We start from the raw sequence: 13,277 nt of genomic DNA, 5'->3' as shown, positions 1-13,277 counted from the left end.
CATGCGCGAGCCAGACAGGACCCCCATCCAGCGACGCGACATTCTGACCGGAAAGCTGAAACAGGCAGAGCCGCGCTTCCTTCACATCTCCAGCGCCATCGTCACCACGCGGCCGGAACGGGCCCCTGACATCGCGCGGCGCCTTGCCGCCCTGCCGGGGACCGAGGTGCACGCGGTCCAGGGCGCCAAGATCGTCCTGGTCCTTGAAGGCGACTCGGTGGGCGAGATCGGCGGCCGGCTGGCCGAGATCTCGGTCATGGAGGAGGTGTTCTCGGCCAATCTGGTTTTCGAACAGGTGCTGCCCGCCGATGAGAAGGAGGCGCTGGCATGAGCATTTCCAGACGCGACCTGCTCAAGGCGCAGGCGGCGGGGATCGCCGCGATGGCCGCCAATATCCCGCTTTCCGCCGATGCGCAGCCGGTGCCCGGCGGCGTCGAATCGCTGCAGATCACCTGGTCCAAGGCGCCCTGCCGCTTTTGCGGCACCGGCTGCGGCGTCATGGTCGGCGTCAAGGACGGCCGGGTGATCGCCACCCATGGCGACCTGCTGGCCGAGGTGAACCGGGGCCTGAACTGCGTCAAGGGCTATTTCCTGTCCAAAATCATGTATGGCCAGGACCGCCTGACCCAGCCGCTGCTGCGCAAGAAGGACGGCGTCTATGCCAAGGACGGCGAGCTCACCCCGGTCAGCTGGGAGGAAGCCTTCGACACCATGGCCGCCCAGGCCAAGCGGGTGCTGAAGGACAAGGGGCCCACCGCCGTCGGCATGTTCGGCTCCGGCCAGTGGACCATCTTCGAGGGCTATGCCGCGACCAAGCTGATGCGGGCGGGGTTCCGGTCGAACAACCTCGACCCCAATGCGCGGCATTGCATGGCCTCGGCGGCCTATGCCTTCATGCGCACCTTCGGCATGGACGAGCCGATGGGCTGCTATGACGATTTCGAGGCGGCGGATGGCTTTGTCCTCTGGGGCTCGAACATGGCCGAGATGCATCCGATCCTGTGGACGCGGGTGGCGGACCGGCGGCTGGGCCATCCACATGTGAAGGTGGCGGTGCTGTCCACCTTTACGCATCGCAGCTCGGACCTTGCGGACATTCCCATCGTCTTCAAGCCCGGCACCGACCTGGCGATCCTGAACTACATCGCCAATCACATCATCCAGACCGGCCGGGTGAACCGCGATTTCGTGGATCGGCACACCACCTTCGTCGCCGGCGCGACCGGCATCGGCTACGGGCTGCGCGACGACGACCCGCGCGAGATGGCCGCGCGCACGGCCGAGGACCCGGCGGCGACCACGCCCTCGACATTCGAGGAATTCGCCGAGCTGGTCAGCGAATACACGCTGGAAAAGGTGTCCGAGCTGACCGGGGTCGAGCCGGGCTTCCTGGAGCAGCTGGCCGAGCTTTACGCCGATCCCGAGCGCAAGGTCATGTCGCTGTGGACCATGGGCTTCAACCAGCATGTGCGGGGCGTCTGGGCCAACCAGATGGTTTATAACATCCACCTGCTGACCGGAAAGATCTCGGAACCGGGCAACAGCCCGTTCTCGCTGACCGGCCAGCCCTCGGCCTGCGGCACGGCGCGCGAGGTCGGCACCTTCGCCCATCGCCTGCCCGCCGACATGACGGTGACCAATCCCGAACACCGCAAGCATGCCGAGGAGATCTGGCGCATCCCCGAAGGCGTGATCCCCGACAAGCCCGGGCTGCATGCGGTGGCCCAGGACCGGGCGCTGCATGACGGCACGCTGAACTTCTACTGGGTGCAGGTGAACAACAACCTGCAGGCTGCGCCCAACAACAGCGGCGAGACCTGGCCGGGCTATCGCAACCCGGAAAACTTCATCGTCGTCTCGGACGCCTATCCGACGGTGACGGCCATGGCCGCCGACCTGATCCTGCCCGCCGCCATGTGGGTCGAGAAGGAGGGCGCCTATGGCAATGCCGAGCGGCGCACCCATGTCTGGCACCAGCTGGTCGACGCGCCGGGCGAGGCGCGCTCGGACCTGTGGCAGATGATGGAGTTCTCGAAACGCTTCACCACCGACGAGGTCTGGCCCGAGGAGATCCTGGCCGCCAACCCGAACTATCGCGGCCAGAGCCTGTTCGACGTGCTGTTCCGCAACGGCAGCGTGGACCGCTTCGACATCTCGGAGCTGAATCCCGATTACGCCAACCAGGAGGCCAACCATTTCGGCTTCTATGTCCAGAAGGGCCTGTTCGAGGAATATGCCGCCTTCGGCCGCGGCCATGGTCACGACCTTGCCCCCTATGACACCTATCACGAGGTGCGGGGCCTGCGCTGGCCGGTGGTGGACGGCAAGGAAACGCTGTGGCGCTATCGCGAGGGGCTGGACCCCTATGTCGAGCCGGGCGCGGGCGTGCAGTTCTATGGCAACCCGGACGGCAAGGCCAAGATCATCGCCGTGCCCTACGAGCCGCCGGCCGAGCCGCCCGACGAGGAATACAACATCTGGCTGGTGACCGGCCGGGTGCTGGAGCATTGGCATTCCGGCTCGATGACCATGCGCGTGCCCGAGCTTTACCGGGCCTTTCCCGGCGCGCGCTGCTTCATGCATCCCGAAGACGCCCGCGACATGGGCTTCAACCAGGGGGCCGAGGTGCGCATCGTCTCGCGCCGGGGCGAGATCCGCTCGCGCGTCGAGACACGCGGCAGGAACCGGATGCCGCGCGGCGTGATCTTCGTGCCGTGGTTCGACGCCAGCCAGCTGATCAACAAGGTCACGCTGGACGCCACCGATCCCATTTCCAAGCAGACGGATTTCAAGAAATGCGCGGTCAAGATCCTTTCCGTCTGATCCGGCCCGCCGCCATGGCCGGCCTCGTGCTGTTCGCGCTGGTCGGCGCCGCCCTGCCGCAGGCCGAGCCGGCGGTGCAGATCGTGCCGCCGCTGACCGGCTGGTCCGAGCCGATGACCGAAGGCCAGATCCCGCCGCTGGGCCGGCCGATCACCGACGACGTGCGCCGGATGCGCAACTATCCCGAACAGCCGCCGGTGATCCCGCATTCCATCGACGGCTACCAGCTGACGGTGAACACCAACCGCTGCATGGACTGCCACAAGCCGCAGTTCACCGAGGGTTCGGGCGCGCCGATGATCAGCGTCACGCATTTCATGGACCGCGACGGTCAGATCCTGACCGACGTGACGCCCCGGCGCTATTTCTGCACCGCCTGCCATGTTCAGCAGACCGACGTGAAACCGCTGGTGCCGAACGCGTTCCGCGACGGCTACCAGAATGCCGGGGGCCCGTGACATGGGCTGGATCAGCAGGGTCATCCGCTGGGTCTGGGGCCGGGTCACCTGGTTCTGGCGCGTCATCAGCCGGCCCAGCAGCTTTCTCAGCATCGGCTTCCTGACGCTGGGCGGCTTCATCTGCGGCGTGGTCTTCTGGGGCGGCTTCAACACCGCGCTGGAGATCACCAATACCGAGAAATTCTGCACCAGCTGCCACGAGATGCGCGACAACGTCTATCAGGAGCTGATGCCGACGGTGCATTTCTCGAACCGCTCGGGGGTCAGGGCCAGCTGCCCCGACTGCCATGTCCCGCATGAATGGACCGACAAGATCGCCCGCAAGATGCAGGCCTCGAAAGAGGTCTGGGGCAAGATCTTCGGCACCATCAGCACGCGCGAGAAATTCCTGGAAAAGCGGCTGGAGCTGGCGAAGCACGAATGGGCGCGGCTCAAGGCCAACGACTCGCTGGAATGCCGCAACTGCCACGCGGCGGTGGCGATGGACTTCACCAAGCAGACCCGCCGCGCGGCCGAGATCCACGAGCGCTATCTGATCCCGGGCGAAAAGACCTGCATCGACTGCCACAAGGGCATCGCGCACCAGTTGCCCGACATGACCGGCATCGAGCCCGGCTGGCTGGAGCCCCCTGCCCTGCGCGACGACGACCAGGCCTGGCTGCACCAGGACGGCGAGGCGGTGCGGCGCTATCTCGCCACCGTCGAAACCCGCTAGCCGGCCCCGAGCCGGGACCGGGCGCTATGGCCGGACCAGCCGGCGCCGGTGAAGCCACGCCAGCGTCGGCTCGGTCGGCCCTTCCGGCCGGTATTCGGCGCCAAGGGGCCGCGTCCAGCCCAGATCCTCCAGCACCGCGCAGACATGGCGGTAGTCGAGCTCGCCGTGATCCGGAGAGCCGCGGTCGGGGACCGAAGCGATCTGCACATGGCCCAGGATGTCGCGATGCGCCCGCAGCCGGCGCGAGATGTCGCCCTCCATGATCTGCAGGTGGTAGCAGTCGAACATCAGCCGCAGGTTGTCGTGCCCGGCCGCCTCGATGATCCGCGCCGCCTGGTCCGAGCCGGTCAGGAAATAGCCGGGCGCGTCGCGGCGGTTCAGCGGCTCGATCAGGACGGTAATGCCCTGCGGCCGCGCCAGCCGGCAGGCATGGTCGAGATTGGCCAGGAAAACCTGCTGCGCCGCGTCGCCCTCGGCATTTCCCGCCATGACATGCACCGCGCCGCAGCCGATGGCGGCGGCATAGTCCAGCGTGCGCTCGATCTCGGCCCGGGCCTCGGCCTCGCGGCCCGGCAGGGCGGCAAGGCCGTTCTCGCCCGGGCGGCCGCGGCGGGTGTTCAGGCCCAGCATCGGCAGGCCGGTCTCGGCCAAAGCCGCGGCGACCTGTGCGGGCGGCACCTCCTGCGGCCAGTGGCATTCGACCGCGTCGAACCCGGCGCGATGCGCCGCACGGATCGCCTGCGGCAAGGGCAGGTCGGCCCAGAGAAGGCCCAGATTCGCCGAAAACCGTGTCATCCATTTCTCCTTGCGCCGCGCCTGCCCGGCGCAGCAATCCACCGGCCGCGGCGGCTGTCAACAGCCCCGCGCCGACAGGCTCGTTTCATGCCCCGGCCCCTGCCGCAGCGGGAGCGCCTTGCCCCGGCAGGCAGGGGCCCGGCACGACCGGATCGTCGCAGCGTTCGGCTTCGGCGCGCAAGCCCGGCAAGCCTCTGCCCGCGGGATTCAGGCGGCGGGGACGGGAATCCGGGGGATGCGCTCCAGCGCCTCGGCGTTCAGGGCGCGGGCGCGGTCCTCGGTCTCGGCCTCGGTATAGCAGCGCAGTTCCGGCGCATTGCCCGAGGGGCGCAGGTGGATGATCGCGCCGCTTGCGAATCCCATCCGCAGCCCGTCGGTCTGGTCGATCCGCTGCAACCGGCCGGCAAAGGGGAATTGCGCCTCGATCCGCGCGCTCCGCTCGGCCTCGTCGCCCGAGCTCAGCCAGGCCAGGATCGCCCTGGACCGGCTGGTCGGGAAATCCTTCAGCCGCTCGCTGAAGGTCGCCCGCTGCGGCAGCCCGGCGCAAAGCTCGGCCAGCGGCCGGGTGCGGGCCGCGGCCAGCACGGCGACCACCGGCAGCACCGCATCGCGCGTCGGCAGGGCGGCGAGCCGCGGCCCCTCGCGCCGGATCTCGCTGCCCAGCAGGAAGCCGCCATTCGCCTCGTAGCCGCAGACGGGACCGAGGGTCTCGCGCGCCGCCTCCTCCATGGCGGCGATGACATAGGGCGAGCCGATGCGGGTGCGGATGGTGCGGGCGAAGGCGCCGCTCAGCTCCAGCGCGGTGTTGCTGCTGACCGGCGTGACCACGCATTCGGCGCCCAGTTCGCGGGCGCAAAGCAGGCCCAGGATATCGCCGCGCAGCCATTCGCCCCGGTGATCGGCCAGAAGCGGCCGGTCGGAATCGCCGTCGGTCGAGATGATGGCGTCCAGCCGGTGCTCGGCCGCCCAGCCCCGCGCCAGTGCGACATCCTCGGGCCGCAGCGCCTCGGTATCGACAGGGATGAAGCGATCCGAGCGGCCCAGCGGCAGCACCTCGGCGCCAAGCGCGCGCAGGATGCGGGCCAGCAGGTCGCGGCCGACAGCGGAATGCTGGTAGAGCCCCAGCACCAGCCCCGAAAGCGCATCCGGGCCGAAGAAGTCGAGATAGCGGCGCAGGTAGTCCTGTTCGATGTCGCGCGGCTCGGGCAGCGGCGCGGCATCCGCCAGACCGCCGTCGGGGCCGAAACGGGCCGGGTCCAGCACCAGCGCCTGCCGGGCGATGCCGGCCTCGTCGGGCTTCAGCACCTCGGCCCGGGCGCGGTGGAACTTGATGCCGTTGCGGTCGTCGGGGATGTGGCTGCCGGTGACCATCAGCGAGGGCATGTGCCGCGCGAAGGCATGATGCGCCAGCGCCGGGGTCGGCACATGCCCGCAGAACGCCACCTGCCCGCCCGCGTCGCGGATGGCCTGGGCGCAGGCCCGCAGGATGCGCGGGGTCGAGGGGCGCAGGTCGCCCGCCAGCGCGACCTCGGCCCCCGGGGCGAATTCGCCGATCTCGCGCAGGTAGCGCAGGAAGCCCTGCGTATAGCCATAGGCCACCCGGTCCGTCATGGCGGTGACCAGACCGCGCGCGCCGCTGGTGCCGAAGGCGACGCCGCTTTCCTCGATGAGATCGCTGACGGTGAAGGGTCCTGTCTCGGTCATGGTCGAAGCTCGCTGTTTGGAAAGGTGATCATGCAGGCGCGGCAAGGCATTCGTCCAGTGCCGGCGTGGCGAAATTCCCATGCCGCGCCGCGGCGATCATGCCGGTCCTTCGCGGCGCTGGCCAGCCGCCGAAGGCGGTGGCAGAATGCGGCGATGCAACAGGATCAGGTTCTTAGCCGTCTTGCCGTGTCGCTGGCCATCGGCCTGCTGGTCGGACTGGAGCGCGGCTGGCGCACCCGGGCCGAGCGCGACCACCAGCGCGCCGCCGGCCTGCGGACCTTTGCGCTGGCCGGACTGACCGGCGGCGCCACCGGCGTGCTGGCGCTGGAATTCGGCGGCCTGGTCATCGGCATCGTGTTCTGCGGCTTCGCGCTGGTCTTTGCCGCCTTCCAATGGCTGGAATCGCGGCTTGACCAGGATGTCAGCGCCACCTCGGCGGTGGCGGGGATGCTGGTGTTCCTGCTGGGGGCGCTGGCCGTGACCGGGCCGCTGATCCCCGCCATCGCCGCCGCCGTGGCGATGACGCTGCTGCTGGCGGCGCGCGAGCACCTGCACCGCTGGGTCGCGGCGCTGAGCTGGGCCGAGATCCGGGCGATCCTGACGCTGGCGGCGATGTCCTTCCTGCTGCTGCCGGTGATCCCCGATCGCAGCCTCGACCCCTGGGATGCGGTGAACCTGCGCGAGATCTGGCTGCTGGCCATCCTGATCGCGGGGATCTCCTTTGCCGGCTATCTCGCCGTCAGGGCCTTCGGCGACCGGCTGGGAATCGTGGTGATGGCGGCGGCCGGAGGGCTGGCCTCATCCACCGCGACCACGCTGGCCTTCGCCCGGCTGGGCAGGGCCGAGCCGGGCGCCGCCCGGCTGCTGGGCGCGGGGGTGCTGATTTCCGGCATCGTGATGCTGCTCCGCGTCGGGGCGGTGGCCGTCGGGCTGAACCGGGCGCTGCTGCCGCATCTGGCCCTGCCGCTGGCCGCGGCGGCGCTGGTCATGGCCTGCGCCGCCGCGCTGCTGCTGCGGCAGAGCCGGGCGCAGCACGGCCCGGCGCTGCCGATCAACAATCCGCTGGCGGTGGGGACGGCGCTGAAGATCGCCGGTTTCATCTCCGCGGTGCTTCTGGCCGCCGAGATCCTGCGCCGGCAATACGGCGATGTCGGGGTGCTGATCGTCGCCGCGATCTCGGGGATCGGCGATGTGGATGCGGTGTCGATCTCGATGGCGCGGCTGGGCGGCGGCGATCTGGCCATCGCCACGGCGGCACAGGCGATCCTGGTGGCGGTCGGGGTCAACACCGCCTCGAAGGCGACGATGGCCGCGCTGGTCGGCGGCCGGAGGATCGGCACCGTGGTGATCGTGGCCAGCGGGCTGGCCATCGCCGCCGGGCTGGCGGCGATCCGGCTTCAGGCGGCGCTGCAGGGGGCATGAGGCCCCTGCCCCGCATCGGGCTGCCTCGTCACCGCTGCCGAAATCGTGGTTGTCGAAGCTCCCGGCGATGCGCTGCGCATATTCCGGGCCGTCCAGCCGGTCGGCCCGCTTGTCCATGGTGGCGATGAAGGCCCGCACCTTGTCCGGCGAAAGCGGCCGGAACATCGCCGCCAGCGCGCGGTTGGGCATCAGGTCGGCGCGATCGCGCACGGCCTGCCCGGCCGGGGTCACGTGGAGGCCGAAGCGCCGGCCTCGCCCCCTTTCCCCATGCCCCGCCGCTCCTAGGCCGGCGGGCTGGGCCCCAGATAGCGGTCGAGGATAGCATCTGCGACATCCCCGACCGTCCGCCGCGCCGTGACGGGATCGGCGCCGACGATATCGTAAAGCGCGATCATCGCCTCGGTGCCGGTCGCCAGCGACAGCGCCCGGACCAGCGCCTGGGCCCGAGCCGGCGCCAGCCCGCCGCCGTCCTCTTGCAAGGCCTGCTCATACAGCGCCACCCGGCGGGCGCCGCGCATCTGCGGCGACCCCGCCTTCGGGTCGGGCGTCCAGGCCGCCAGCGTCAAGCCGACAAAGCGGCGAAACCCGGCCTCGTGGCTGACCGAAAGGTCGAAGATATAAAGGCTGATTGCCTTGAGCCTTTGCCGCAGATCGCCAGCGCCCGACACGATCTGCTCATAGGGCTCGACCGCCACGTCCAGCCCCGCCTCGGCCGCCAGCATCGCCGGGTCCGAGAAATAGCGGTAGGCCGTCGCCTTCGAAATGCCGTGCAAGGCGGCGGCGGCCGTCACCGTGACCGGCCGCCCCTCGCGCATCAGCTGGCGCGCGCCCTCGAGGATGGCGCGGCGGGTGCGTTGTTTCTGGGCCGTGCGGCCCTTTGCGGTCGTCATTATCGATACCGTTGTCTTATTATGAGACTCTGGTATCATCAATACCGACTCGGCTCAACTAGGATTGTCAGCCATGACCAGCACGGCGCGGAAATACAATGTTCTCAATATCCTCATGTCGTTTCACGCTTTCCCCGACGAGGTGCAGGGCAAATATTGCCTGGTAGAATGCATCGTTCCGGTCGGGGCCGGAGCACCGCCCAACCACCACGCCGGCGAAACCGAGGCTTTCTATATCCTCGACGGAGAGGTCGCATTCCTGATCGACGGGAAAGAGCGCCTGGCCCGCAGCGGGGATTTCGTGCCGATCCCGGACGGCGCTGTTCACGCCTTCAAGGCGGTCGGGACCGCACCGGCACGCTTGCTGATCCTGAACGCACCGGGCCGCATGCATCAGCAATTCTTCACCAGTATCGGTGAGGCACTGCCCGAGGATTTCATCGGCCTGCCGGCTCCGAAAGAACCCGACCTGCCTGCCATACTGGCGAGCGCCGCCGCGGCCGGAATGACTATCCTGCCGCCGAACTGATCGGCGCGCTTCACCGGGCTTTCTGCCGGAGGCATTGAACGAACCGGTCATGGCTTGGGCGCGACGGGCTGGGGCTATCGCAAGCGGCGCCGTGGAAATTGCCAATTGGCAATTTCCTAAAGCGGGTTCTTCTCGGCATAGCTGCGGAAGAAGGCCAGGAAGGCGCGGTCCGGGTCCTTGGCCGGCTCCTTTCCCGCGCTCCAACTCCTCCATTCCCCCTCCACGAAATAGATGTCGTAGCCGGGATGGCGCAGGCGCGCCGTCTCATAGGTCGCGGTCTGCAGGGCCGGGCCGCGCGATTGCAGCCAGGCGGGGCGCGGGCGGGGCGCCTGCCCCGCCGACACCTGCTCGGTGCGGCCCTCGGCCTTTACGCGCCGGCCGACCTTGGAAAACTGCAGCGCCCGGTCGGCCGCGCCGCTGGCATCGCCATCCTTGCGCCACCAGCGCATCTCGACATGGGTCACGGCCCGGCCGGTCTTGATCGGCGAGATCTCGACCATGTAGTCCGAAAGCGCGTTCACCTCGGCCACGGCAGGGTCGATCGCGCGCAGTTTCAGGTTCGACCAGGACGAAAGCTTACCTTTTGGGACCCCCATGATCCCGCGCAAGGCCTCGAGCGTGAACCGTTCCGAAGCCTTCCAGCGCAGGTTGCCGCGCTTCTGCACCATCTCGTAAAGCGTGAGCGCGTATTTCGACGACAGGGCGAACATCACCTCGCGTTGAAGCCGGGCAAATACCTGGCTGTTGCGGATGATCTTGCGCAGACGCGCGGGGATCTCGTATTCTAGCAGCCCGTCGGCCCGGCCGCTTTCCAGGTTGCCGCCCAGCAGCTGCACCCGCTCGATAGCCGGTTCCCCGTCCCAGATCACGGCAACCTTCACGATGGCCGACATGAGCCGTTCCAGGCTTTCCCCCACGCGATCATTGGAATTATGGCTGCCCCGCAAGGTCGACTTGGCGATGACATGCGTCACCGGCTTGTCGATGGCATCCCAAGCATTCTCCAGCAGCTGGTTATAGATTCGCCGGTCGTTCAGGGTCAGCGGCGTGACCTCGATCAGATCGACAAGCTCTCCCGGCTTGATCAGACTGTCCGCATTCGGACGCGCCTCTACTGTTCGAATCGCCGACTCGGCCATGTTCCCCTACCCTGCCGTTCTTACTTTTGTATCGGATGAAATGTAAGTTTTCAAGCGAGCAGCGAACGTTGCACCCAAAATGTAAGCAACGGCGGGAACCAGTCCGAAAAGGTGATTCGCAGCCCCTTGCTTTCGCTGGGAAATTCCGGGCGTTTTTTCCTGCCGCCGACTCCACCCGATTCGTAAGGTTTGGACCGCACCCGGCATGTAAGGACAGGCTGCCCGATCCGTAAGGCCAGCCATCCCGTAAGGTAGGGGGAATCGTCCCGATCCGTAAGCGTTGGAGGAATTCTTTCCGTCTTTTCAGGTGGATGGCGCACCCGAATCTAGAATCCAAGAATCAGAATGAAGCGGATGGTTGTTTATCCACAGGATTCATGGGAGCAATCTGCCAGCGAACGGCGCAACCCTTACAAATCGGGATGATTGCAGCCTGAAAAGCAGCGTCACCCGGCCAGAGATAAGGGAATTTCCGGTGCCTGGACGCAGCCGCGCCAACTTCCGCTTTTTCACCTGCAAAGCCCATAAATCCGAACTTTACGGTTGGCGCCGTTTTGGACATAGTGACGAAAACGAGCAGAAAAGATAGCCATGACCCCAGCCTTTCCTCCCGTCACCCTGGAAGAGCTCGCGGTGCTTAGCCGCCGCGCCTCGACCGTCATCGAACGCCTGCGCGAACGCGTCTTCGCGCCCGGCACCCGTAAGCAGCTGGAGCTGCTGTTCAATGTCCGAACCGCGGCCGAAATGGTCGGTCGCTCGGAAAAGGCGATCCGCGACGCCGAAGCCGATGGCCGGCTGCCCGAACCCGTGAAGGATGCGACCACCAATCGCCGCAACGGGTACACTCTGGCCGAAGTGAACCGGATGCGCGAGGTCTTCGGCACGCTGCCGCATCGCGCGCCCGAAGACCCGCCGCTGGTCATGGCGGTGCAGAACTTCAAGGGTGGGGTCGGGAAATCCACCCTCGTGGTGCATCTGGCGCAATATTTCGCGCTCAAGGGCTATCGGGTCTGTGTCGTCGATTGCGACTCGCAGGCCTCGACCACGGCTGTCTTCGGCCTCAACCCCGATGTGGATGTCGATGAGGACGAGGATACGCTTTATCCGTTCCTCCAGCATGGCGGCCCCCGGACGCTGCATTACGCGCTGCGGGCGACCTATTGGCCCGGCATCGCGCTGATTCCGGCGAATCTGGGCCTTTACGACGCCGAATATGAGTTTGCCGCCCGCATGGCGCGGGATCCGGCCTTCATTCTGGACCGGCTGCGCGAAGGCGTGGCCTCGATCGCCGATCAGTTCGACATCATCCTGCTGGATCCGCCGCCGGCGCTTGGCATGCTGTCGCTGTCGGTGCTGCGGGCGGCCAATGCGCTGCTGATCCCGGCGCCGCCGAACAATATCGACTTCGCCTCGACCGCGCATTTCCTGAAGATGATGGAATCCACCCTGGTCGAGCTGGCGCGTCACGGCGGGGCCAGGGAATACAGCTTCGTGAAGATCCTGACCTCGAAGATGAACGACCAGAAATCGGCCCATCAGGCGATCAAGCGCATGATGGATGCCGTCTTTCCGCAGGACATGCTGAACGCCTCGCTGAAGGATTCGGCAGAAATCGACAATGCCACCGCCAACCTGATGACCGTCTATGAGCTGACCGGCCCGGCGACGCGGACCGAGACCCACAAGCGTTGCCGCGCCTATCTGGACGCGGTCGGGCGCGAGGTCGAGCTGCTGATCCGCAAGACCTGGCCTAGCCATCACCGCCAACTGCGCAAGGAGGGCCTGCTGTGAGCAAGCGCCATGATGCGATCTTCGACGACGTGCTGAAGGATCTCTCGGTCCCGGAATCGCCCGACCGCGGCGGCGCGCGGTTCCTCAAACGGCAGAATGCGCTGTCGGAGAGCGGCGAGCGCGAGGAAAAGGTGCTGCGCTGGGTGGATCCGGACAGCTGCGTGATGTGGGCGCGCCACAACCGCGCCTATGAGCTGCTGACCGAGGAGAACTGCCGGGACCTGATCGACAGCCTCAAGGCCCAGGGCCAGCAGGAATTTCCCGCCGTCGTGCGCAAGCTGCCGCCGGGGCAGGGGGCGGAATACGAGGTGATCTGCGGCGCCCGCCGGCATTTCGCCGTCAGCTGGCTGCGCGCCAACAACTATCCGCAATTCCGCTATCTCATCGAGATCCGCGACCTGACCGATGAAGAGGCCTTTCGCCTGGCCGATATCGAGAACCGCGACCGCGCCGATCTGAGCGATTACGAGCGGGCGCGGGACTATCTGCAGGCGCTCGAACTTTATTACGGCGGCAAGCAGAAGGCGATGGCGGCCCGGCTTGAGGTCTCGGAAGCCTGGCTCTCGCGCTATCTCTATCTCGCGCGCTTGCCGCGTGTGGTGGTCGATGCCTGGCCGCAGATCACCGACCTGAAAGAGCTGCATGCGCGCAGCTTGCGGCCCTTGCTGCAGGATGCCGAGGACAAGGTGCTGGCCGAGGCGGCCGCCATCGGCGCCGAGCAGGCCGCCGCCCGGGCAGGGCAGGGGGCATTCCTAGCGGTGCCGCAGGTGCTGGCGCGGCTGAAGGCCGCGGCGCTCGGCCCGAAGCCGCAGGCCGAGGGCGAGGGCGAGGTGATCGGAACCGGTGGCCCCAAGGGCGGACTGACCGTCACCCGGCGCGGCCGCAAGATCCGGCTGGAGTTCCGCCAGGACATCGGCCACGAGGAGCTGCAGGCGGCGTTTCACGAATTCCTGCAGCGCCAGTTCGGCGGCTGATGGAAATTGCCAACTGGCAATTTCCCGGCGGGCGCAT

Annotated in this window: 12 protein-coding genes; 8 read left to right on the top strand and 4 right to left on the bottom strand. The window is 67.4% G+C overall.

Going from position 1 to position 13,277, the window contains the following annotated elements; translation table 11 throughout:
* The first annotated feature begins 1 nt into the window (after nt 1).
* Genes LOS78_RS20800 through LOS78_RS20785 form a run of 4 tightly spaced genes read left to right on the top strand, consistent with a single transcriptional unit; the run spans nt 2 to nt 3,996 of the window.
* Nucleotides 2–331, top strand: a complete 330-nt coding sequence (locus tag LOS78_RS20800) for a chaperone NapD (protein ID WP_230378583.1) — start codon at nt 2–4, stop codon at nt 329–331.
* Entirely contained in the window at nt 328–2,823 is a 2,496-nt protein-coding gene (gene napA, locus LOS78_RS20795; RefSeq protein ID WP_230378582.1) for a periplasmic nitrate reductase subunit alpha, read from the top strand. Before LOS78_RS20800 ends, napA begins: the two co-directional genes overlap by 4 nt.
* On the top strand, nt 2,796–3,281 hold the full coding sequence (locus tag LOS78_RS20790; RefSeq protein WP_230378581.1) for a nitrate reductase cytochrome c-type subunit: 486 nt from the start codon (nt 2,796–2,798) through the stop codon (nt 3,279–3,281). The genes napA and LOS78_RS20790 overlap by 28 nt, the downstream gene beginning before the upstream one ends.
* 1 nt (nt 3,282) lies before the next feature.
* Nucleotides 3,283–3,996, top strand: coding sequence for a cytochrome c3 family protein (locus tag LOS78_RS20785; RefSeq protein ID WP_028713615.1), 714 nt, complete (start codon nt 3,283–3,285; stop codon nt 3,994–3,996).
* A gap of 24 nt (nt 3,997–4,020) precedes the next feature.
* Here LOS78_RS20785 and LOS78_RS20780 read toward each other — a convergent pair whose 3' ends face one another.
* Both LOS78_RS20780 and LOS78_RS20775 read right to left on the bottom strand, forming a co-directional pair.
* The gene (locus LOS78_RS20780; RefSeq protein WP_230378580.1) at nt 4,021–4,791 is read right to left on the bottom strand and encodes a hydroxypyruvate isomerase family protein; all 771 of its coding nucleotides are present in this window, start codon (nt 4,789–4,791) and stop codon (nt 4,021–4,023) included.
* A 207-nt stretch (nt 4,792–4,998) separates the two neighbouring features.
* Nucleotides 4,999–6,495 (bottom strand): phosphomannomutase, encoded by a 1,497-nt coding sequence (locus tag LOS78_RS20775; protein WP_230378579.1) that lies wholly within the window; start codon nt 6,493–6,495, stop codon nt 4,999–5,001.
* Nucleotides 6,496–6,648: 153 nt separating this feature from the next.
* On the opposite strand from LOS78_RS20775, the gene LOS78_RS20770 reads away from it, so the two are divergent.
* The gene (locus LOS78_RS20770) at nt 6,649–7,917 is read left to right on the top strand and encodes an MgtC/SapB family protein (RefSeq protein WP_230378578.1); all 1,269 of its coding nucleotides are present in this window, start codon (nt 6,649–6,651) and stop codon (nt 7,915–7,917) included.
* Between the two features lie 281 nt (nt 7,918–8,198).
* On the opposite strand, the gene LOS78_RS20765 is transcribed toward LOS78_RS20770, so the two are convergent.
* Nucleotides 8,199–8,807, bottom strand: coding sequence for a TetR/AcrR family transcriptional regulator (locus LOS78_RS20765; protein ID WP_230378577.1), 609 nt, complete (start codon nt 8,805–8,807; stop codon nt 8,199–8,201).
* A 73-nt stretch (nt 8,808–8,880) separates the two neighbouring features.
* On the opposite strand from LOS78_RS20765, the gene LOS78_RS20760 reads away from it, so the two are divergent.
* Nucleotides 8,881–9,336: a cupin domain-containing protein gene (locus tag LOS78_RS20760; protein ID WP_230378576.1), complete on the top strand. Its 456-nt coding sequence runs from the start codon at nt 8,881–8,883 to the stop codon at nt 9,334–9,336.
* 116 nt (nt 9,337–9,452) lie between these two features.
* On the opposite strand, the gene LOS78_RS20755 is transcribed toward LOS78_RS20760, so the two are convergent.
* Nucleotides 9,453–10,475, bottom strand: a complete 1,023-nt coding sequence (locus LOS78_RS20755; protein ID WP_028713621.1) for a replication initiation protein — start codon at nt 10,473–10,475, stop codon at nt 9,453–9,455.
* Between the two features lie 591 nt (nt 10,476–11,066).
* Here LOS78_RS20755 and LOS78_RS20750 point away from each other — a divergent pair.
* Complete coding sequence (locus LOS78_RS20750; protein ID WP_028713622.1) at nt 11,067–12,266, top strand: AAA family ATPase; 1,200 nt, start codon at nt 11,067–11,069, stop codon at nt 12,264–12,266.
* Nucleotides 12,263–13,240 (top strand): ParB/RepB/Spo0J family partition protein, encoded by a 978-nt coding sequence (locus LOS78_RS20745; RefSeq protein ID WP_028713623.1) that lies wholly within the window; start codon nt 12,263–12,265, stop codon nt 13,238–13,240. The genes LOS78_RS20750 and LOS78_RS20745 overlap by 4 nt, the downstream gene beginning before the upstream one ends.
* Nucleotides 13,241–13,277 lie beyond the last annotated feature (37 nt).

Origin of the sequence: Paracoccus sp. MA, assembly GCF_020990385.1 — a bacterium.
Classification (GTDB): Bacteria; Pseudomonadota; Alphaproteobacteria; order Rhodobacterales; family Rhodobacteraceae; genus Paracoccus.
This window is presented reverse-complemented; position numbering and strand designations above follow the sequence as displayed.

Excerpts from the sequence above, each read along its gene's own strand:
- LOS78_RS20800 (WP_230378583.1), top strand. The coding sequence starts at position 2 with ATGCGCGAGCCAGACAGGACCCCCATCCAGCGACGCGACATTCTGACC.
- napA (WP_230378582.1), top strand. The coding sequence starts at position 328 with ATGAGCATTTCCAGACGCGACCTGCTCAAGGCGCAGGCGGCGGGGATC.
- LOS78_RS20790 (WP_230378581.1), top strand. The coding sequence starts at position 2,796 with ATGCGCGGTCAAGATCCTTTCCGTCTGATCCGGCCCGCCGCCATGGCC.
- LOS78_RS20785 (WP_028713615.1), top strand. The coding sequence starts at position 3,283 with ATGGGCTGGATCAGCAGGGTCATCCGCTGGGTCTGGGGCCGGGTCACC.
- LOS78_RS20780 (WP_230378580.1), bottom strand. The coding sequence starts at position 4,791 with ATGACACGGTTTTCGGCGAATCTGGGCCTTCTCTGGGCCGACCTGCCC.
- LOS78_RS20775 (WP_230378579.1), bottom strand. The coding sequence starts at position 6,495 with ATGACCGAGACAGGACCCTTCACCGTCAGCGATCTCATCGAGGAAAGC.
- LOS78_RS20770 (WP_230378578.1), top strand. The coding sequence starts at position 6,649 with ATGCAACAGGATCAGGTTCTTAGCCGTCTTGCCGTGTCGCTGGCCATC.
- LOS78_RS20765 (WP_230378577.1), bottom strand. The coding sequence starts at position 8,807 with ATGACGACCGCAAAGGGCCGCACGGCCCAGAAACAACGCACCCGCCGC.
- LOS78_RS20760 (WP_230378576.1), top strand. The coding sequence starts at position 8,881 with ATGACCAGCACGGCGCGGAAATACAATGTTCTCAATATCCTCATGTCG.
- LOS78_RS20755 (WP_028713621.1), bottom strand. The coding sequence starts at position 10,475 with ATGGCCGAGTCGGCGATTCGAACAGTAGAGGCGCGTCCGAATGCGGAC.
- LOS78_RS20750 (WP_028713622.1), top strand. The coding sequence starts at position 11,067 with ATGACCCCAGCCTTTCCTCCCGTCACCCTGGAAGAGCTCGCGGTGCTT.